Origin of the sequence: Streptomyces sp. PA03-3a, assembly GCF_033792735.1 — a bacterium.
GTDB lineage: Bacteria > Actinomycetota > Actinomycetes > Streptomycetales > Streptomycetaceae > Actinacidiphila.
Genome location: NZ_JARAVM010000001.1, coordinates 115,486 through 135,510 on the forward strand (window position 1 = coordinate 115,486; position 20,025 = coordinate 135,510).

Here is a 20,025-nt window from a genome sequence, read left to right on the forward strand (position 1 = left end):
CTGAAACACGAGGCCGGTCCTGACGTGGCATCCCCGACCAGCGTGACGGCGCACGCCGGTCCCCGGATCTTCCGCACGGCAGCTGCATCCGCCCGTACGACCTTCCCGGAGGACACACGTGCACAGAAAACGGCCCGGAGCACCCGGAACCCGATTCCGGCAGGGACTCGCGCTCCTCACCGGCGGCCTCCTCGCCGCCACGTCGCTCGTCGTCTCCGCCCCCTTAGCCGCCTCGGCCCGGCCTCTGGATACGGAGCCCGCGGCCGCGGCGGCGGAGGAGTTCCAGCAGGTCACCCTCGCCAAGGGCGAGCCCGAGACCGGCGAGCCCATGTCGCTCGCGGTCCTGCCCGACCGCAGCGTGCTGCACACCTCGCGCGACGGCGAGCTGCGCAGGACCGACGCCGCCGGCGACACCACCGTCATCGGCACCGTCCCCGTCTACACCCACGACGAGGAGGGCCTGCAGGGCGTCGGCATCGACCCGGACTTCAGCGAGAACCGGGCGATCTTCCTCTACTACGCGCCCCCGCTCGACACCCCCGCGGGCGACGCCCCCGACCAGGGCACCGAGGCCGACTTCGCCAAGTTCGACGGCGTCAACCGGCTCTCCCGCTTCACGCTGAACGCCGACTGGACCCTTGACCTCGGCAGCGAGAAGAAGGTCCTCGACGTCTCCACCACCCGCGGCATCTGCTGCCACGTCGGCGGTGACATCGACTTCGACGCCCAGGGCAACCTGTACCTGTCGACCGGCGACGACTCCAACCCCTTCGCCTCCGACGGCTTCTCGCCCATCGACGACCGCCCGGGCCGCAACCCCGCCTACGACGCGCGCCGCACCTCGGGCAACACCAACGACCTGCGCGGCAAGCTGCTGCGGATCAAGGTCGCCGACGACGGTTCGTACACGATCCCCGAGGGCAACCTCTTCGCCCCGGGCACCGAGAAGACCCGGCCCGAGATCTACGCCATGGGCTTCCGCAACCCGTTCCGCTTCAGCGTCGACAAGAAGACCGGCATCGCCTACGTCGGCGACTACGGTCCCGACGCCGGTGCGGCCGACCCCCAGCGCGGCCCCGGCGGCCAGGTCGAATTCGCCCGTGTGACGGAGGCCGGGAACTTCGGCTGGCCCTTCTGCACCGGTGACAACGACCCGTACGTCGACTACGACTTCGCCACCGGGCAGTCCGGCCAGACCTTCGACTGCGCCGCGCCGAAGAACGACTCCCCGTACAACACGGGCCTGACCGACCTGCCGCCCGCGCAGGCCGCCTGGCTCCCCTACGACGGCGGTTCGGTGCCCGAGTTCGGCTCCGGCTCCGAGTCCCCGATGGGCGGCCCGGTCTACCGGTACGACCCCGAGCTGGACTCCCCGGTGAAGTTCCCCGAGGCCTACGACGGCGACTTCTTCGCCGGCGAGTTCGGGCGCCGCTGGATCAAGCGCATCGAGCAGGGCGAGGACGGCACCGTCCAGTCCATCAACGACGTCCCCTGGACCGGGACGCAGATCATGGACATGGCCTTCGGCCCGGACGGCGCGCTGTACGTCCTCGACTACGGCACCGCCTGGTTCGGCGGTGACGAGCACTCCGCGCTCTACCGGATCGAGAACGCCACCGACGGCCGCTCGCCGAGCGCCGAGGCGTCCGCCAACAAGACCTCGGGCACCGCGCCCCTGAAGGTCACCTTCTCCTCGGCCGGCACCACCGACCCCGACGGCGACACGCTCGCCTACAGCTGGGACTTCGGCGACGGCGGCACCTCCACCGCGGCCGACCCCGCCCACACCTACCGCACGAACGGCACCTACACCGCGACCCTCACGGTGAAGGACCCGACCGGGCGCACCGCGACCGCGAGCGTCCAGGTCGTCGTCGGCAACACCGCGCCCAAGGTCACGTTGGACCTGCCCGCCGAGGGCGCCCTGTTCAGCTTCGGTGACGAGATCCCGTTCAAGGTCACCGTCACCGACCCCGAGGACGGGACCGTCGACTGCTCCAAGGTCAAGGTCACCTACATCCTCGGCCACGACAGCCACGGCCACCCCGTGACCTCCGCCAACGGCTGCTCCGGCACCATCAAGACCTCCGCCGACGGCGGCCACGACCCCAACGCGAACATCTTCGGCGTCTTCGACGCCGAGTACACCGACGGCGGGGGCGGCGGCCAGGAGGCGCTCACCGGCCACGACCAGGCCCAGCTGCAGCCGCGCCACCGGCAGGCCGAGCACTTCACCTCCTCGTCCGGAGTCGACCTCTTCGACAAGGCCGAGGCCCACGGCGGCCGTACCGTCGGCAACATCGACAACGGCGACTGGATCTCCTTCAAGCCCTACAACCTCACGGGCTCCGTCCGGCTGACCGCCCGGGTCTCCTCCGGCGGCGCCGGCGGCTTCCTCGAGGTGCGCACCGGCTCGGCGACCGGCCCGATCCTGGGCTCCGCCCCCGTACCGGTCACCGGCGGCTGGGAGACCTTCCAGGAGATCGACGTACCGCTGCGCGCCGTGCCGAAGAAGACCACCGAACTCTTCCTGGTCTTCAAGGGCGGCTCCGGGGCGCTCTACGACCTGGACGACTTCGAGCTCTCCGACGTTCCGGCCGACCGCGCCGCCAAGCGCGTCCTGGTCTTCTCCAGGACCGCCGGCTTCCGCCACGACGCCATCCCCACCGGGATCGCCGCGCTGAAGGAGCTCGGCGCCACCGCCAACATCACCGTCGACGCGACAGAGGAGCCCAAGCAGTTCACCAGCAACAACCTGGCGCGCTACGACGCCGTGGTGTTCCTGTCGACCACCGGTGACGTCCTCAACGCCGAGCAGCAGCAGGCGTTCGAGAACTACGTCAAGGGCGGGGGCGCCTACATGGGTGTCCACGCCGCGGCCGACACCGAGTACGACTGGCCCTTCTACGGCGGTCTCGTCGGCGCCTACTTCCAAGGCCACCCGCAGATCCAGAAGGCCACCGTCCGCGCCGAGGACCACGACCACCCGGCCACCGCGCACCTCGACGAGGCCGGCTGGGAGCGGACCGACGAGTGGTACAACTACCGCACCAATCCCCGCGGTCAGGCCCGCGTCCTCGCCACCCTGGACGAGACCACCTACCAGGGCGGCACGATGAAGGGCGACCACCCCATCGCGTGGTGCCAGACCTACCAGTCCGGCCGCTCCTTCTACACCGGTCTCGGGCACACCAAGGAGTCCTACGCCGAGCCGGCCTTCCGCCAGCACCTCCTCGGCGGACTGCGCTACGCCGCCGGACAGGTCAAGGCCGACTGCAAGCCGCAGACGGGCTACCGCGACCTGTTCAACGGGCACACCCTGGAGGGCTGGAAGCAGGCGGGCCCGGGCAAGTTCAACGTCGTCGACGGTGAACTGCGCACCGAGGGCGGCATGGGCCTGCTCTGGTACCAGGCCAAGCAGTACGGTTCGTACTCGCTGAAGCTCGACTGGAAGATGGACGGCGACGACAACTCCGGTGTCTTCGTGGGCTTCCCGGCCTCCGACGACCCCTGGTCCGCCGTGGACAAGGGCTACGAGATCCAGATCGACGCCTCGGACGCCTCCGACCGGACCACCGGCTCCGTCTACAGCTTCAAGTCGGCCAACCTCAAGGCCCGCGACCAGGTACTGCGTCCCCCGGGCCAGTGGAACAGCTACGAGATCAAGGTCCAGGGTGAACGACTTCAGATCTTCCTCAACGGAGTGAAGATCAACGACTTCACCAACACCGACCCGGTCCGCAGTCTGAAGGACGGCTACATCGGCCTGCAGAACCACGGGGCCGACGACAAGGTGTCCTTCCGGAACGTCCAGATCAAGGAACTGCCCTCCTCGTAGGGCGGGTCCTGCCGGCACCCACGAGCCGGCGGCGGGCGGGGAGACGCCGTGCCCCCGCCCGCCGCCCCCCACCACTCGCACCAGGGAGGCAGCCGTGACGAACCCGTCCGCCCCGGCACCGGCATCGGACAACCAGTCGCCCCCGCGCACCGGAGTGTGGCTCATCGGAGCCCGCGGCTCCGTCGCCACCACCGCCGTCGCAGGATGCGCGGCGGTCACCGCCGGGCTCCATCCCGCGACGGGCATGGTGAGCGAGACCGCACCCTTCGCGGCGGCCGCACTCCCGCCGCTGCCGTCCCTGGTCTTCGGCGGCCACGACACGGCCGCCTGCCCACTGGGCAAGCGGGCCGAACAGCTCGCGGAGGGCGGCGTGCTCCCGCACGGCCTGCCGACCGCGCTCCGCGCCGAACTGGCCGCCGCGGACCGGGAGATCCGCACCGGCGGCCCGCTCCCCGGCGACACGCGCGGCGACGAGGAACTCATCGCGGCCTTCGCCGCGGACATCACCGCCTTCACCCGGCGCCACCACCTGGCCCGGACCGTCGTCGTCAACGTCGCCTCCACCGAGCCCGTGCCCGAGCCCGGGAGCGACCGCCTGCCCGCGAGCTCCCTCTACGCGGCGGCGGCGGTCGAGGCCGGCTGCGCCTATGTGAACTTCACCCCCTCCACCGGGATACGGACCCGGGCCCTCGCCGAGGCGGCCACCGCCCGCGGCCTTCCCCACGCGGGACGGGACGGCAAGACCGGGCAGACCCTGCTGCGCTCCGTCCTCGCCCCGATGTTCGTGCAACGCGCCCTGTCGGTGCGGGCCTGGTCCGGGACCAACCTGCTCGGCGGCGGTGACGGCGCGGTCCTCGCCGACCCCGCGGCGGCCGCCGCGAAGAACGCGGGAAAGGAACGGGTCCTCGCCGACGCCCTCGGCGCCGCCCCCGAGGGCGAGGTGCACATCGACGACGTGCCGGCCCTCGGCGACTGGAAGACGGCCTGGGACCACATCGCCTTCGACGGCTTCCTCGGCACCCGCATGGTGCTCCAGACCACCTGGCAGGGCTGCGACTCCGCCCTCGCCGCCCCGCTCGTCATCGACCTCGCCCGTTTCGCGGCCCGCGCCCACGAGGCCGGTCTGAGCGGCCCCCTCCCCGAACTGGGCTTCTACTTCAAGGACCCCGACCCGGGGGCGCCCGCATCGCTCTCCGAGCAGTACGGCGAGCTGCTGGCCTTCGCCACCCGGCTGGGGGAGTCCCGGTGAGGGCTCCGGGAGCGCGGCGGCTGCGGGCCCTGGCCTTCGTGGCGGCCCTCGGCGCCGTGACGGCGTTCACCGCCCGCCGCCCGCCGGGCGGCGCGGCGCAGGACGCCGTCCCGCGGAACGGGGCGCGCGGCACCCACCCGCCCGGGGCGGCGGAGGGGGCCGTCCCGGGAGGGGGCAGAAGCGGCGGTCGGGCCGACGTCGCCGAGGACGCGGAGGGCTCCGATGCGCGCCGGACCGCTCCGGGCACGCGGCTGTGGGACTGGGCCGAACTCTTCCGCGTCTCCGCCCTGTTCACCGTCCCGGGTGACGCCCTCGCGGGCGCCGCCGCGACCGGTCGGGGCCCCGGTCGCGGCACCTTCCTCGCCATCGGCAGCTCGCTGTGCCTCTACCACGCGGGCATGGCGCTCAACGACTGGGCCGACCGCGACGAGGACGCAGTCGACCGCCCCCACCGACCCCTCCCGTCCGGCCGGATCAGCCCGGCCGCCGCCCTGACGGCCGCCGGAGCCCTCACCGCGACCGGCCTGGCCCTCGCGGCCCGCGCGGGACGCGCCCCGCTCGCCCTCGCCACCACCCTCGCGGCGACGGTCTGGGCGTACGACCTGCGCCTGAAGCACACAGCGGCGGGCCCGGCCGCCATGGCCACGGCACGCGCCCTTGACCTGGTGCTCGGCGCGACGGCCACCCGCCCCCGGGCACTGGCCGCGGCGCTGCCCCACGCCGCCCTGCTCGGCGCGCATACCTACGCGGTCACCACCGTCTCGCGCAACGAGACGCGGGGCGGTTCCAGCACCGCACCGCTCGCCGCGCTGGTCACGACCACGGCGATCGCCGCCGTCACCACCGACGCCGCCCGAACCCTGCGCCGGCTGCGCACGTCCGGACGCCCGCCGGCGGCCACCACCCGGCACGGGGCGGGCGGTGGCCGCCGTGCGCGACCGGCGGCACCGCCGACGGCGCGGCCACCGGACCTGCCCCACGCCATGACGGCACTGGCCTCCGCCGTCTACGCGGGCACCGCTCTCACCCCCTACCTGCACGCTGCTCTCAACCCGTCACCACCCCTCACCCAGCGCGCGGTCGGGGGCGGGATCCGCGCCATGATCCCGCTGCAGGCCGCCCTGGCGGCCCGATCCGGCTCGGGTGCCTCCGCGGCGGCCGTCCTGGCCCTCGGCCCCGTCGCCCGCCGGATCGCCAGGAAGGTGAGCCCCACATGAGCCTGCGCCTCGGTTACGGGACCAACGGCCTCACCGACCTGCGTCTCGACGACGCCCTGGCACTTCTCGCCGACCTCGGCTACGACGGCGTCGGACTCACCCTCGACCACATGCACCTCGACCCCCTCGCACCCGACCTCGGTCCCCGCACCCACCGGCTCGCGCAACGGCTGTCCGCCCTCGGCCTCGAGGTCACCGTCGAGACCGGCGCCCGCTACGTCCTCGACCCGCGCCGCAAGCACGGCCCCTCCCTCCTCGACCCCGACCCCGACGCCCGGGCCGCCCGCACCCGGCTGCTCGTGCGGGCCGTCCAGGTCGCCGCGGACCTCGGGGCCCACGCCGTGCACTGCTTCAGCGGGATCACGCCCGCCGGCACCCCGTCCACCACCGCCTGGCAGCGGCTCCAGGACGCCTTGGCACCCGTCCTCGACGCGGCGTCCACCGCCCGGATCCCCCTCGCGGTCGAGCCCGAGCCCGGTCACCTCCTGGCGTGCCTGGACGACTTCCACCACCTGCGCGGCCTGCTCGGCGACCCCGAACCGCTCGGACTCACCCTCGACATCGGCCACTGCCAGTGCCTGGAACCGGCATCTCCCGCCGACTGCGTCAAGCAGGCCGCTCCCTGGCTGCGCCATGTCCAGATCGAGGACATGCGCCGAGGCGTCCATGAGCACCTCCCCTTCGGCGACGGGGAGATCGACTTCCCGCCCGTCCTCCAGGCCCTGGCAGACAGCGGCTACGAGGGCCTGACCGTCGTCGAACTTCCCCGCCACTCCCACGCCGGGCCCGAACTCGCCCGCACCTCCCTCGACTTCCTGCGCTCCCACACCCCCACGAACGGAGCCACGGCATGACGACACCCGCCCATGAAGTAGTCCACGACCGGCTCGGCGACGCCGCCCGCGCCTGGCTCGACGCGGCCCTCGCCGAAGCCGGAGCCGCCCCCGGCGGCGCCACGGACGACGACACCCCCACCGCACCCTCCTCCCCGCCGGGCTGGGAACAGCACTTCGCCTCCGCGGGCCGCCACTGCGGTCAGGAGCACGCGGACTCCGCCCGGGTGCTGCTTCTGCGGGAGGCCCGCGCCGACGCCGCCACCCTGACCCGTCTATACCGGCAGGGCACCGCCGCGGAGCGCCGCGCAGTCCTCCTCGCGCTGCCCCACCTCGAGCCGGCCCCCGCCGACGGGGTCCCGCTCGTCGAGGACGCCCTGCGCACCAACGACACGCGGCTGGTCGCCGCCGCCGTCGGCCCCTACGCCGCAGAGCACCTCGATCCGCACACCTGGCGCCACGCCCTCCTCAAGTGCCTGTTCACCGGGGTTCCGGTGGACGCCGCCGCCAAGCTCGGGCAGCGAGCACACGGTGACGCGGAACTGGCCCGCATGCTCGGCGACTACGCGGCGGAACGCACCGCCGCGGGCCGGCCCGTCCCCGCGGACCTCCACCGCGTCCTCGCCCTGACGTCCCGGACGGAGGAGTCCTGATGCGCATCTTCGACCCCCACATCCACATGACCTCCCGGACCACGGACGACTACGAGGCGATGTACGCCGCCGGTGTCCGAGCCCTCGTCGAACCCTCCTTCTGGCTCGGTCAGCCCCGTACCTCTCCCGAGTCCTTCTTCGACTACTTCGACTCCCTCCTGGGCTGGGAACCCTTCCGCGCCGCGCAGTACGGCATCGCCCACCACTGCACCGTCGCCCTGAACCCCAAGGAGGCCAACGACCCGCGCTGCCTCCCCGTCCTCGACGCGCTGCCGCGCTTCCTCGTCAAGGACAACGTCGTCGCCGTCGGCGAGATCGGCTACGACTCGATGACCCCGGCCGAGGACACCGCACTCGCCGCCCAGCTCCAGCTCGCCGCCGACCACGGACTGCCCGCCCTCGTCCACACCCCGCACCGCGACAAGCTCACCGGGATGCGCCGCACCATCGACGTCGTCCGCGAGTCGGCGCTCGACCCCGAGTTCGTCCTGCTCGACCACCTGAACGAGACCACCGTCAAGGAGGCCGCCGACAGCGGCTGCTGGCTCGGCTTCTCGATCTACCCCGACACGAAGATGGACGAGGACCGCATGGTCGCCGTGCTGAAGTCCCACGGCACCGAGAAGATGCTGGTCAACTCGGCGGCCGACTGGGGGAAGAGCGACCCCCTCAAGACCCGCAGGACCGCGGACGCGATGCTCGCCGCCGGATTCAGCGACGACGACGTCGACCAGGTCCTGTGGCGCAATCCCGTCGCCTTCTACGGCCGCAGCGGCAGGCTGCAGCTCGACGCCGCCGCCTCCGGGGACCTGCACGAGGGCAACTCCATCCTCCGCGGCGGGGAATGAGGAGGCGGGACCCATGCGCTTCCGGCACCCCGACGGCTCGGTCGTCCACCTGGCCTACTGCACCAACGTCCATCCCGCGGAGACGCTCGAGGGAGTCCTCTCCCAGCTCCGCGACCACTGCGAACCCGTCCGCAAGCGGCTCGGCCGGGACCGCCTCGGCATCGGGCTCTGGCTCGCCAAGGACGCCGCACACGCCCTCCACACCGATCCGGCGGCCCTGCGCGGGCTGCGCACCGCCCTCGACCGCCGCGGCCTCGAGGTCGTCACCCTCAACGGCTTCCCCTACCAGGGCTTCGGCGCCGCCGAGGTCAAGTACCGGGTCTACCGACCGGACTGGACCGAACCGGAACGGCTCGCCTACACCAGCGGCCTCGCCGACCTCCTCGCCGCCCTGCTCCCCGCCGATGTCACCGAAGGATCGATCTCGACCCTTCCGCTCGCCTGGCGGACCCCCTGGGACGACCGTTCCGCGCGGACCGCCCGGGACGCCCTGACCACCCTCGCCGCGCGGCTCGACGCGCTGGCCGAACTCACCGGGAAATCCATCAGGATCGCGCTGGAACCCGAACCCGGGTGCATCGTGGAGACCACCGCGGACGCGATCGAGCCCCTCGCCGCGATCGCCCACCCGCGCATCGGTGTGTGCGTCGACACCTGCCACCTCGCCACCTCCTTCGAAGAACCCGCCGCCGCGCTGGACGCGCTCACCGCCGCGGGGATCACCATTCCCAAGGTCCAGCTCTCCGCCGCCCTGCACGCCGAACACCCGCACCTGCAGGACGTACGCGACGCGCTCGCCGCCTTCTCCGAACCCCGGTTCCTCCACCAGACCCGCGCCCGCACCGCCGGCGGCCTGCACGGCACCGACGACCTGAACCAGGCGCTCACCGAGGGCCCACTCCCCACCGGCGCCCCCTGGCGGGCCCACTTCCACGTGCCGCTGCACGCACCGCCCGCGCCTCCGCTCACCTCCACCGTCCCGGTCCTCAAGGACGCCCTCGCCCGCCTCGTCGGCGGTCCGTCCCCGCTGACCCACCACCTCGAGGTCGAGACCTACACCTGGCAGGCCCTTCCCCCCGAGCTGCGCCCTCGTACCCGCGCCCAGCTCGCCGACGGCATCGCCGCGGAACTCGGCCTCGCCCGCGACCTCCTCCACGACCTCGGCCTGAAGGAACTCCCATGACCGACACCGCCGGGCCGTCCCCCCTCCTCGTCCTGGACGTCGTCGGCCTCACCCCCCGTCTCCTGGACCACATGCCGCGCCTGAAGCGCCTTGCCGACGCCGGTTCACAGGCCCCGCTCGGCACCGTCCTCCCCGCGGTGACCTGCGCCGCCCAGTCCACCTTCCTCACCGGTGCGCCGCCCGCGGAGCACGGCATCGTCGGCAACGGCTGGTATTTCCGCGAACTCGGCGACGTCCTGCTGTGGCGCCAGCACAACGGTCTCGTCGCCGGCGACAAGCTGTGGGACGCCGCCCGGCGCGCGCACCCGGGCTACACCGTGGCCAACATCTGCTGGTGGTACGCCATGGGCGCCGACACCGATGTCACGGTCACCCCACGCCCCGTCTACTACGCCGACGGCCGCAAGGAACCCGACTGCTACACCCGGCCCCCCGAGCTCCACGACGAGCTCACCGACGCCCTCGGAACCTTCCCCCTCTTCCACTTCTGGGGTCCGGGCGCCGACATCGTCTCCAGCCGCTGGATCATCGACGCCACCCGGCACATCCTGCGCACCCGCACTCCCGACCTCGCCCTCTGCTACCTCCCGCACCTCGACTACGACCTGCAGCGCTTCGGCCCGGACGACCCCCGATCCCGGCGCGCGGCCACCGAACTGGACGAGGCACTCGCCCCGCTCCTGGACGACGCACGCCGGGAGGGCCGGACGGTGGTGGCGCTCTCCGAGTACGCCATCACGCCGGTCAGCCGGGCCGTGGACATCAACCGGGAGCTGCGGCGCGCCGGGCTGCTGGAGGTCCACACCCAGGACGGCATGGAGTACCTCGACCCGATGGCCTCCCGCGCGTTCGCGGTCGCCGACCACCAGATCGCCCATGTGTACGTGCGCCGTCCCGAGGACCTCGAGGCCACCCGCAAGGTCCTCGCCACCCTGCCCGGAATCGCCGAACTCCTCGACGACGAGGGGAAGAAGCGCCACGGCCTGGACCACCCGCGCTCCGGCGAGCTCGTCGCCGTCGCGGACCCGGACGCCTGGTTCACGTACTACTACTGGCTCGACGACGACAGGGCACCCGACTTCGCCCGGCTCGTCGAGATCCACCGCAAGCCCGGCTACGACCCCGTCGAGCTCTTCATGGACCCCGAGGACCCCTACGTACGCGTCAAGGCCGCCACGGCCCTGGCCCGCAAGAAGCTCGGCATGCGCTACCGCATGGCGGTCGTGCCGCTCGACCCCTCGCCTATTCGCGGCAGCCACGGCCGCCTCCCGGCGAGCGACGAGGAAGGTCCGCTCATCATCTGCTCCGCCCCCCGTGCCGTCGACGGCCGCGTCGCGGCCACCGAAGTGAAGTCCCTGCTCCTGCGCCTGGCAGGACTCCACTGAACCACACGTCACCGACGCCAAGGAGTTATCCACAATGACCAGCACGCGTCGTAACAGCAGCCCCGACCCGGAGCTGAGCCGCAAGCTCAGCAGGCGCGGCATGCTCGGCGTCGCCGCAGGGGCCACCGCCGCCGCGCTGCTCGGCGCGACCGCCCCGACGGCCGCCGCCCACGGCAAGGGCCACGGCCGCCCCCTCCTGCCCCCCGGCCGCCTCGGCGTCCAGCTGTACTCGCTGCGCGACAAGGTCTCCACCCTCGGCTTCGCCCCCGTCTTCGCCGAACTCGAGAAGTACGGATACGACGAGATCGAGTACGCCGGCTACACCCAGGGCTCCGCGGGCGCGATCACCCTCGCCCAGCTGCGCCGGCTCGCCCGCGACCACGGACTGCGCGCCATCGGCAGCCATGTCGGCTACTACGACGACGGCGACCCGGGCGCCTATACCTTCGCGCAGAACCTGACGAAGGTCCTCGACGACGCCCAGGCGCTGGGGCTGAAGCACATCGGCACCGCGTCCGGGCCCTGGCGGTACGGCAGCACCGTCGACGGCTGGAAGCGCTGCGCCGAGGAGTTCAACGAGTACGGCGCCGCCGCCAAGGCCCGCGGCATGAAGTTCTACCAGCACAACCACGCCGAGGAGTTCTCCTTCGCGACCGACCGCCCGAACGTGCGGCTGTACGACGTCCTCCTCGCGGAGACCGACCCCGACCTGGTCTACCTGGAGATGGACATCTACTGGGCCTACGCCGGCCAGTTCCGCTTCTCCAAGCGGGTGGACGGCACCCCCGCCCCCTTCGACCCGCTGCGCTACGTGCTGAAGCAGCCCGACCGCTACCCCCTCTTCCACGTCAAGGACGGGGACCGGGACGAGACCACCCGCGACGGCTACCGCATGGTCGACGTGGGGGACGGCGACATCGACTACCAGCGGTTCATCTCGGCCGTGACGCGCACGCACGGCGGCCGCCTCGACCACCACTGGCAGACCGAGCACGACACGCCGGCCGATTCCCTCAGCTTCGCGCGCAGGTCGAGCGCGTACCTGCACTCGCTGCGTGAAAAGGACTGCTGACGCCGTGTCGGTGACGAGCTGACGCTTCGTCCGGCCTGCCACAGGGGCCCCGTGCCCGCCCGCTCGGGCGGGCCGGGCCCTTTTGTCTTCCTGAGGGGGGCCGGGCTTGCGTGTCGCCCCGACTTCGTGCAGTCCTGCGGCTGCAGCGCCACCCGAGCCCATGACCAGGGCCGGAGCGGTTCCCATCCGCTCCGGCACCGCGGTCGGCTCGGTCGTCCCGCGGGCTGGGTGGCCGCGTTGACGTACGTTGTCGGTGACGAGGATTCACCCGTCGGGAGGCCCGGACGTGACGGTTCGTGATTACGGTGCGTGGCCGAACGGTTGAGGCCCCGTCGGACCCGTGATCATCGGGCATTCAGCGCCATGCGCCCCGTCCGGAGTCCACCGTTCGCCGCATCTGACGCGCTGTCGCGTAACGGAGTGTGACGGAATTCCGTCGTGCGGCGCGAATGTCCTCGACGCACGCTCTCCCTGTCGGAACCTTGCGGACACCGCCACGGTGCCCGCCGAGACAGGAGAGTCAGTATGCGCGTTTCCCGTTTTGTGGCCGCTGTCGGTGTGGCCTCTGTCGTTCTGCTGGGTGGTGCCACTGCTGCCGGCGCCGCCACCCCGGACCTCGCCAGCACCAAGGGAACCCACGTCACGGGCGACCACGGTCGCGGCGGCTACGACCGCGGCCACGGTGGCCGCGGCCACAACCGTGACTTCTACCGCTTCGACCGCGGCTTCTTCGGCTCGTACCTCTTCGGGCCCTACCTCTTCGACCCCTTCTTCTTCGGTGGTCGCTTCCGCTGAGCTCCGGCCGGCCTGAACGCCCACGCGTGACGGCCCTCGATTCCCGGGCCGCCGCCCCCGCACGGGGGCGGCGGCCCCGTCGCGTGCGGGAGGGCGCACGTCGCGGACTCCCATGTGAACGGCGCTAACGAGATCTCGTTAGCGCCGGTTGCGTTTCCGTCGATAACGTGGCACTGTTATCGGTGGAAGCGGGGCGACGGAATGAGCCGCCCCCCTCGTGTGATCAGGAGACCGCAATGACCGAGACCACCACCGCCCGCCGCGTCGCGATCGTCACGGGCGGCTCCCGCGGCATCGGCCGCGAGGTCGCGCTGCGCCTGGCCGCCGAAGGCCAGGCGGTCGTCATCGCCTACGCCGGCAACCAGGCCGACGCCGACGCGACCGTCGCGCAGATCGCCGCCGAGGGCGGTTCCGCCCTCGCGGTACGGGCCGACGTCGCCGACGAGAAGGCGGTCCAGGCGCTCTTCGACGCCGCGGAGCAGGAGTTCGGCGGTGTGGACGTGGTGGTCAACTCGGCCGGTCTCATGATCCTGAACACCGTGGCGGACTTCGACCTCGACGCCCTGGACCGCATGCACCGCACCAACATCCGCGGCACCTTCGTGGTCAACCAGCAGGCCGCCCGCAGGCTCCGCGACGGCGGTGCCGTGATCAACGTGTCCTCGTCCCAGACCCGGATCGCCACGCCGACCTACGCCGCGTACGCCGCGTCGAAGGGCGCGGTCGAGGCGATCAGCCTGATCCTGGCCCGGGAGCTGCGCGGTCGCGACATCACCGTGAACGCCGTCGCGCCGGGCCCGGTCGCCACCGATCTGTTCCTGAACGGCAAGGACGAGGCGACCATAGAGCGGTTCGCGAAGATGAACCCCCTCGAGCGACTCGGGTCCCCCGAGGACATCGCCGCGGTCGTCTCCTTCCTGGCCGGCCCCGGTCGCTGGATCAACGGCCAGACGATCTTCGCCAACGGCGGAGTGGCCTGACTCGCGGGCCGCGCCTCGCGCGGCTCCTGCCGGGTGCCGGCCGCGGGCCCGTCCGCCGGACGCCGGCCTCCCGGTTCCCTCGGCCCCCCGTACCGAGCAGCACCCTGCCTCCCGGCAGATCCAGTACCTCGCGCCACCCACCCGATCCGTGACCCGGACGCCGCCTGAACCGGGAGCGGCCCCCAGTAGCCCAAGGAGCTCCGAAATGTCCCCCGTGTCTTCCGTCGTCCTGGTCACCGGTGCGAGCTCCGGATTCGGCGCTCTCGCCGCCCACGCCCTCGCCTCCGCGGGTCACACCGTCTACGCGAGCATGCGCGACATATCCGGCCGCAACGCCGAACGCGCGGCGGAGGTACGCGAACGGGCCGCCCGCGAGGACATCGACCTGCGGGTCGTCGAACTCGACGTGCTCTCGCAGGACAGCGCGGACCGGGCCGTCGCCACCGTTCTGCGCGAGGCCGGCCGGCTGGACGTCCTGGTCCACAACGCGGGCCACATGGTGCTCGGCCCCACCGAGGCCTTCACCCCGGAGGAGATGGCCGCCGTCTACGACACCAATGTGCTGGGCACCCAGCGGGTGAACCGCGCGGCCCTGCCGCACCTGCGGGCCCAGGGGCACGGTCTGCTGCTCTGGGTCGGGTCCAGCAGCACCCGCGGCGGTACTCCGCCCTACCTCGCCCCGTACTTCGCCGCGAAGGCGGCCATGGACGCCGTCGCCGTCAGCTACGCCGCCGAGCTCGCACGCTTCGGCATCGACACCTCCATCGTCGTCCCCGGCGCCTTCACCTCCGGCACGAACCACTTCGTCAACGCGGGGCATCCGGCCGACACCGCCACCGTCGCGGACTACGAGACCCGCTACGAGGGCCTGACCGAGCAGGTCGGCCGCGCCCTGGCGGCCATCACACCCGAGGACGCCGACGTCGCCGAGGTGGCGCGCGAGATCGTCCGCGTCGTGGGGCTTCCCGCGGGCAAGCGGCCCTTCCGGACTCACATCGACCCCGCCGACGACGGCTCGGAGGCCGTCTCCGTCGTCGCCGACCGGATCCGTGAGGACTTCTACCACCGGATCGGCCTGGAAGACCTGCTCGGCCCCCGCACGCAGGCCTGACGAGCCCACGGCCACAGCCGCCCGACACCGCCAAGGAGAACCGCCATGACCGCTTCCGACTTTCCCGAGCTTCCCGAGCCCGTACGGCGCGCCGTCGCCGCGGCGAACGCCCATGACAACGAGGCCTTCCTCGACCAATTCAGCGAGCACGGCGCAGTGGACGACTGGGGCCGCCGCTTCGAGGGCCGTGAGGCCGTCGAGGGCTGGAGCGACCGCGAGTTCATCGGCGTCAAGGTCTCCCTGACGGTCACCGGAGTGACCCGGCGCGGGAGCCAGGTGATCGTCTCCACCCAGGTCGGCGGCGACGGTTTCAACGGCCCGTCGGACTTCGCCTTCACGGTCGAGGGCGACCGGATCGCCCTGATGAGGATCACCGGCTGACCGGCTGTGGCCGGAACGCCCGGTGGGGAACCGTCGCACGACGGTTCCCCACCGGCCGTTTCCGCGCAGGAAGAGCAGGAAGAAGTGAGGCAGCCGCAAGGCGCCGCGGGCAGGGCGGCGGCGGGTCCCGCGCGCGGCGGCTCAGGCGGAGTGCGTGATGCGGTCCAGCAGCTCGTTCAGCAGGATGCGTTCACCAGGTGTGAGGATCTCCTCGATCTCGGGGAGCACGGCCTTGAAGGCGACGGTACGGGTGATCGTCCGGCGCTCCTCCCCGGCGGCATCCTCGGGCTGCGCGGTGGTGATGGCGGCGAGAATGGCCTCGCGTGTCCGCGGTGACAGTTCCGGGTCGCGAGCCCCGGGCAGTGTGGCGATCAGCGTCAGGACGACCCCGCAGCCGGCCGAGTGGATCATCAGCATGGCGCGTTCCACGTCGACGCTCAGCCGGCCCGCCTCGGCGACCCGGGTCACCAGGCCGCGCAGGACGTTGAAGGACTCGGTGACGGCCGCCGGCTCGGCCCCGGGCCTGGGCTGACCGAACATCAGCTGGTATATCTCCGGGTTGGCCACACCGAACTCGATGTGCAGGTCCCAGCCCCAGCGCAGGTCCTCGACGGGATCGTCGGCCCGCGTCCGGTCGGTCTTGCGGTGCAGGTAGTCGGCGAAGCCCTCCGCCGCGACGGCGTCGAGCAGGCCCTGCATGTCGCCGAACTGCCGGTAGATGGTCGGCGGCTGAACGGCCGCAGCCTTGCTGACCGACCGGGTCGAGACCGCGTCGCGGCCGCCCTCGGCGAGCAGGTTGGCGGCAGCGGACATGATCCGCTCTCTGGTGGTCGCCCTCTCATCCATGAATCAACGATAACAGAAAAATGTTACCAAAGGAAACTTACCCGCCGAAAGGCCGTGAAGGGGCGGCAGGATGAGCCCGCCGCCCCTCCTCGTACGGTGTGCCGAAAGCTCACTTGGCGGGGCCGGAATCCGCCCCGTGCAGCGCCTCGCGGAGCGCCGCGGTGACCTCGGCCACCGCCTTCTTGTTGGACTCGGTGTCGCGGAGGGCGTTGAGCATCATGAAGTCGTGCGTGATCTTGGGGTAGTGCGTCAGCCGGACGGGCACGCCGGCCTCCCGCAGCTTCTCCGCGTACGCGGTGCCCTCGTCGAAGAGCGCGTCCGAGTCCGTGACCATCAAGGCCGGTGGCAGGCCGCGCAACTGGTCGACCGTGGCGCGCAGCGGGGCCGCCAGCGGGTTCTGCCGGTCCTTGAGGCGGGGGGCGTACGCGTCCCAGAACCACTTCATCGCGGGTTTGGCGAGCCAGCAGTTCTCCGCGAAGCGGTTGTACGAGGCGGTGTCGAAGTTCGCGTCCGTGACCGGGTACAGCATCACCTGGTGCCGGAAGTCGGGCCCGCCGCGCTGCTTGGCCATCATCGTCACGGCGGCGGTCATGTCACCGCCCACGGAGTCGCCGGCGACCGCCAGGCGCGAAGGGTCGACGCCGATCCGTCCGCCGTTGTCGGCGACCCACTTGGCCACGGTGTACGCCTGCTCGATCGGCACGGGGAACTGCGCCTCGGGAGAGGGGGTGTAGTCGACGAAGACCACCGCCGCCTGCGCGCCGTTGGCGAGCTCGCGCACCAGGCGCTCATGGGTCTTGAAGTTGCCCAGCACCCAGCCGCCGCCGTGGATGTAGACGATCCCGGGAAGGTCCCCCTTGGCACCCTCGGGCCGTACGACGTGCACCGACACCGGGCCGGTCGGTCCGCCGGGCACGGTCCGCTCGCTGACCTGCGCCGGGAGCATCTCCACCGGACCCGCCTGCAGCTTGTCCAGCACTCCCCGGGCGGCCGCGTAGGAGAGCGTGTACAGGGGAGGGCCGTCCGCCGCCGCGAGCTGGTCCAGGAAGTCCTGAGCCTGTGGGTCGAGCTGCACCGGCGGGTTGCCGCAGGGCACCTTCGGCGCGGGCGTGTCCGCGGGCACCGCGTGGTCGACGCGTGCGGCGTTCGTCGTCTTCTCCCCGCAGGCGGTGAGGCTCGCGGCGGCCGCGAGGAGGACTGCGACGGCGTAGCGAGCCTTGCGTCGCGTTATGGACCGGACGTGCGGACAGGTCATTGCGGTCTCCGAACCGTGGTCGGTCGTTGGCCCCCACGTGAGCAGCCTGCGGAGGCGGTACGGTCCGGACAACCGGGGATGGGCCGGGTGAGTGGCCCGCGGGCGCCGGGCGCCGCGCGGCCCTGCCGGGCCCGGGGGTCAGACGACGACGAGGTCCCAGGCCGTCATCGCGTCGGCGAGACGCAGGTGGGGGGCGGCCTCCGCGAGCCGGCCCTGCCGCTCCAGCGTGCGGCCGAGAAGGAGGTGCGCGTGCGCGTCCTGCGGCTCGGCACGCAGGAGGTCGCGCAGCTCCGCCTCCGCCCGCGAGAGCTGCGCGGAGAAGTAGTACGACCTGGCCAGCAGCATGCGCACCGCCATGTTGCGGGGCGCCACGTCCACGATGGACGCGAGCGTCCGGGCCGCGGCGGCGTAGCGCTGCCGGTTGAAGAAGAGCACGGCGCGCTTGAACGTCTCCGTGGACGGACTGGTCATCTCGGTGCCCACTGCTGTATCACCTCGGCGGAATGACGATCTCGGTGTCAGGGCTTTCAACCGGGGCAAGTGTCGGATTTGTTCCACGGCGACCCTTGATCTGGTCGCATTTTTCCGTACCCATCCGATGACTGAGCGTGTCGGTGGGGCCCGAACATGGTCCGGCCGGGTTGCGCGCCTCACCCTCCTGGAGGAACGTGACTTCGAGGCCGTACGGCCGCGGACCGGGGACCGCGTGCCGTCCCTCCGTCCTTCCGCCCCTGCTCTCCGTGCCACGCCTGCCCGCGGGCACGCCGCCGGCAGTCCTGCCTCCGGTCCCGCGGCCGGCGCGGCGGCACTCCGGACCGCACCCTCGCCACCGACCGCCACCACTCCCGGCGGCGGCCAGGAAGGCAGACCGAGATGCCACTCCTCCGCACCCTCGCCCTGACCGCCACTTCCGCCGCCCTCGCGACCGTGATCGCGGCAGCCCCCGCCTCAGCGGCCTCCGGTGTCCAGGCGGCCCAGGCCGAACCGACCTACGCCACGGTCCTGGTCACCTGCTTCGGCCGGGGGCTCGTCATGCCCCCCGACTTCCTGCTGGCCTGCGGGGACGGGAACGACCGGCTGGGCGGCCTGTACTGGTCGCACTGGGGCGGCGACTCGGCCGTGGCCACCGGTTACGAGGAGGCCAACGACTGCGATCCGTACTGCGCGGCGGGCCACTTCCACACCTTCCCGGTCAAGATCACGCTCTCCGACAGCAAGCCCTGGCCCGGGGACCTGGGCCTGCGGCACTTCACCAAGCTCACGATCAGCTACCCCGACACCGAGCCGTCCTGGCCGCACGACCCGGTCCGCGAGCTGTGGGACTGAGCGGTCGCGCGAGCGTGTGACGCGCGACTGTGCGACGCGGGACCGTGTCACGGGAACGGCCGGGGCCGTCCGCGCGTCCTTCCCAGCCGGGACGCGAGGGAAGAACGTGCCCCGTGGTGGCAGGGAGGGACATGACCGCGAGTGGATTCGCCTGGTGGACGGAGCGCTTCGAGGAGGAGCGGGACCGGCGGCATGCGACGGGTGATCCCGCGTGGGCCCGGGGAGCGGTGCTGCACGACGCGGTACGCGCGAGCGTGCAGCGCTTCCAGGCCGGTGAGGACGGCGACGGCGCGCACCTGATCGCCAAGGCGGACGCGGCCGGGGACCGCGACTACGCGCGGGCGGTGCGCCTGTTCGTCGCCGAGGAGCAGAACCACGCCCGGTTGCTCGCCCGGCTGCTCGACGCGGCCGGCGCTACCACCATCGACGGCCACTGGACGGACCGGGCCTTCGTCGCCCTGCGCCGCCTGCTGGGGCTACGTCTGGAACTGCTGGTGCTGATGGTCGCCGAGGAGGTCGCGCTGCGCTACTACCGGGCCCTGAGGGAGGGTGCGGACGACGAGCTCACACGTGAGGTCGCGGGCCGGATCCTCGCCGACGAGCAGCGGCACGTGCCCTTCCACTGCGCGCGCCTGCGGGCGTCGCTCGCGGCCCTGCCGGCTCCTTCGCGCCGTGCCGCGACGGCCGGCTGGCGTGTGGCCGTGGCGGGGGCCGCGATCCTGGTGGCGGTGGATCACGGCCGGGCGCTGCGCGTGCTGGGCGTGGGGCGGGCGCGGTTCGTCGCCGACACCGTGGCGTCCTCGGGAGCCGCCGCCTCCGCGATGCTGCGCGAGCCCGACGCGACGGACTCCGAGGCGGACGAGGGCACACCGAAGGCCCCCGCATCACGGGGGCCGTCGGTGGTTCTGCGGAACACGCGCTTGTCCTCGCCGGGTCGGGCGGGCCGGAGGGCCTGACGGCCCTGGCCGGCCCCGTCCGCCCGGCGGGTCGAAAGTCGACACCGTGGGCCGTCACCGTCCGAGTCCGGAGGCCCGGACGGCGGCGGTCGCGGTG

The 20,025-nt window shown here is 72.4% G+C and carries 18 protein-coding genes; 15 read left to right on the forward strand and 3 right to left on the reverse strand.

Annotated features, from left to right (window positions below; translation table 11 throughout):
* Positions 1–118: 118 nt before the first annotated feature.
* The 13 genes from PV342_RS00475 to PV342_RS00535 all read left to right on the forward strand — a co-directional run bounded on the left by PV342_RS00475 (position 119) and on the right by PV342_RS00535 (position 15,545).
* A complete protein-coding gene (locus tag PV342_RS00475; RefSeq protein ID WP_329183610.1) occupies positions 119–3,838 on the forward strand; it encodes a ThuA domain-containing protein in 3,720 nt (1,239 codons plus the stop codon).
* Positions 3,839–3,932: 94 nt separating this feature from the next.
* The gene (locus PV342_RS00480) at positions 3,933–5,087 is read left to right on the forward strand and encodes an inositol-3-phosphate synthase (protein ID WP_500315537.1); all 1,155 of its coding nucleotides are present in this window, start codon (positions 3,933–3,935) and stop codon (positions 5,085–5,087) included.
* A complete protein-coding gene (locus PV342_RS00485; protein ID WP_500315538.1) occupies positions 5,084–6,304 on the forward strand; it encodes an SCO3242 family prenyltransferase in 1,221 nt (406 codons plus the stop codon). The genes PV342_RS00480 and PV342_RS00485 overlap by 4 nt, the downstream gene beginning before the upstream one ends.
* Positions 6,301–7,158 carry a sugar phosphate isomerase/epimerase family protein gene (locus tag PV342_RS00490; protein WP_400797254.1) on the forward strand — a complete coding sequence of 286 codons (858 nt, stop codon included), beginning with the start codon at positions 6,301–6,303 and terminating at the stop codon, positions 7,156–7,158. Before PV342_RS00485 ends, PV342_RS00490 begins: the two co-directional genes overlap by 4 nt.
* Positions 7,155–7,790: an EboA domain-containing protein gene (locus PV342_RS00495; protein WP_360999574.1), complete on the forward strand. Its 636-nt coding sequence runs from the start codon at positions 7,155–7,157 to the stop codon at positions 7,788–7,790. Before PV342_RS00490 ends, PV342_RS00495 begins: the two co-directional genes overlap by 4 nt.
* Positions 7,790–8,638, forward strand: coding sequence for a TatD family hydrolase (locus PV342_RS00500; protein ID WP_500315539.1), 849 nt, complete (start codon positions 7,790–7,792; stop codon positions 8,636–8,638). The genes PV342_RS00495 and PV342_RS00500 overlap by 1 nt, the downstream gene beginning before the upstream one ends.
* Positions 8,639–8,651: 13 nt before the next feature.
* Positions 8,652–9,821, forward strand: coding sequence for a metabolite traffic protein EboE (gene eboE / locus PV342_RS00505; protein ID WP_400797249.1), 1,170 nt, complete (start codon positions 8,652–8,654; stop codon positions 9,819–9,821).
* On the forward strand, positions 9,818–11,206 hold the full coding sequence (locus PV342_RS00510) for an alkaline phosphatase family protein (RefSeq protein WP_400797246.1): 1,389 nt from the start codon (positions 9,818–9,820) through the stop codon (positions 11,204–11,206). Before eboE ends, PV342_RS00510 begins: the two co-directional genes overlap by 4 nt.
* Positions 11,207–11,240: 34 nt before the next feature.
* Positions 11,241–12,278: a sugar phosphate isomerase/epimerase family protein gene (locus tag PV342_RS00515; protein ID WP_500315540.1), complete on the forward strand. Its 1,038-nt coding sequence runs from the start codon at positions 11,241–11,243 to the stop codon at positions 12,276–12,278.
* Between the two features lie 558 nt (positions 12,279–12,836).
* The gene (locus PV342_RS00520) at positions 12,837–13,073 is read left to right on the forward strand and encodes a hypothetical protein (protein WP_158689908.1); all 237 of its coding nucleotides are present in this window, start codon (positions 12,837–12,839) and stop codon (positions 13,071–13,073) included.
* 236 nt (positions 13,074–13,309) lie between these two features.
* Positions 13,310–14,053 (forward strand): SDR family oxidoreductase, encoded by a 744-nt coding sequence (locus PV342_RS00525; RefSeq protein ID WP_018563749.1) that lies wholly within the window; start codon positions 13,310–13,312, stop codon positions 14,051–14,053.
* A 205-nt stretch (positions 14,054–14,258) separates the two neighbouring features.
* On the forward strand, positions 14,259–15,164 hold the full coding sequence (locus PV342_RS00530; RefSeq protein ID WP_400797241.1) for an SDR family NAD(P)-dependent oxidoreductase: 906 nt from the start codon (positions 14,259–14,261) through the stop codon (positions 15,162–15,164).
* Positions 15,165–15,209: 45 nt separating this feature from the next.
* Positions 15,210–15,545 (forward strand): nuclear transport factor 2 family protein, encoded by a 336-nt coding sequence (locus PV342_RS00535; protein ID WP_400797238.1) that lies wholly within the window; start codon positions 15,210–15,212, stop codon positions 15,543–15,545.
* Between the two features lie 141 nt (positions 15,546–15,686).
* Here the strand turns inward: PV342_RS00535 and PV342_RS00540 are convergent, their stop codons facing one another.
* From PV342_RS00540 to PV342_RS00550, 3 genes are all read right to left on the reverse strand, one after another.
* Positions 15,687–16,391 carry a TetR/AcrR family transcriptional regulator gene (locus tag PV342_RS00540; RefSeq protein ID WP_026251855.1) on the reverse strand — a complete coding sequence of 235 codons (705 nt, stop codon included), beginning with the start codon at positions 16,389–16,391 and terminating at the stop codon, positions 15,687–15,689.
* A 109-nt stretch (positions 16,392–16,500) separates the two neighbouring features.
* Positions 16,501–17,646 carry an alpha/beta hydrolase gene (locus tag PV342_RS00545; RefSeq protein ID WP_018563753.1) on the reverse strand — a complete coding sequence of 382 codons (1,146 nt, stop codon included), beginning with the start codon at positions 17,644–17,646 and terminating at the stop codon, positions 16,501–16,503.
* 138 nt (positions 17,647–17,784) lie between these two features.
* Positions 17,785–18,129 carry a tetratricopeptide repeat protein gene (locus PV342_RS00550; RefSeq protein WP_018563754.1) on the reverse strand — a complete coding sequence of 115 codons (345 nt, stop codon included), beginning with the start codon at positions 18,127–18,129 and terminating at the stop codon, positions 17,785–17,787.
* 390 nt (positions 18,130–18,519) lie between these two features.
* Between PV342_RS00550 and PV342_RS00555 the strand changes: the two genes are divergently transcribed.
* Entirely contained in the window at positions 18,520–18,972 is a 453-nt protein-coding gene (locus PV342_RS00555) for a hypothetical protein (protein ID WP_500315541.1), read from the forward strand.
* 131 nt (positions 18,973–19,103) lie between these two features.
* A complete protein-coding gene (locus PV342_RS00560) occupies positions 19,104–19,928 on the forward strand; it encodes a ferritin-like domain-containing protein (RefSeq protein ID WP_500315542.1) in 825 nt (274 codons plus the stop codon).
* Positions 19,929–20,025: the final 97 nt, after the last annotated feature.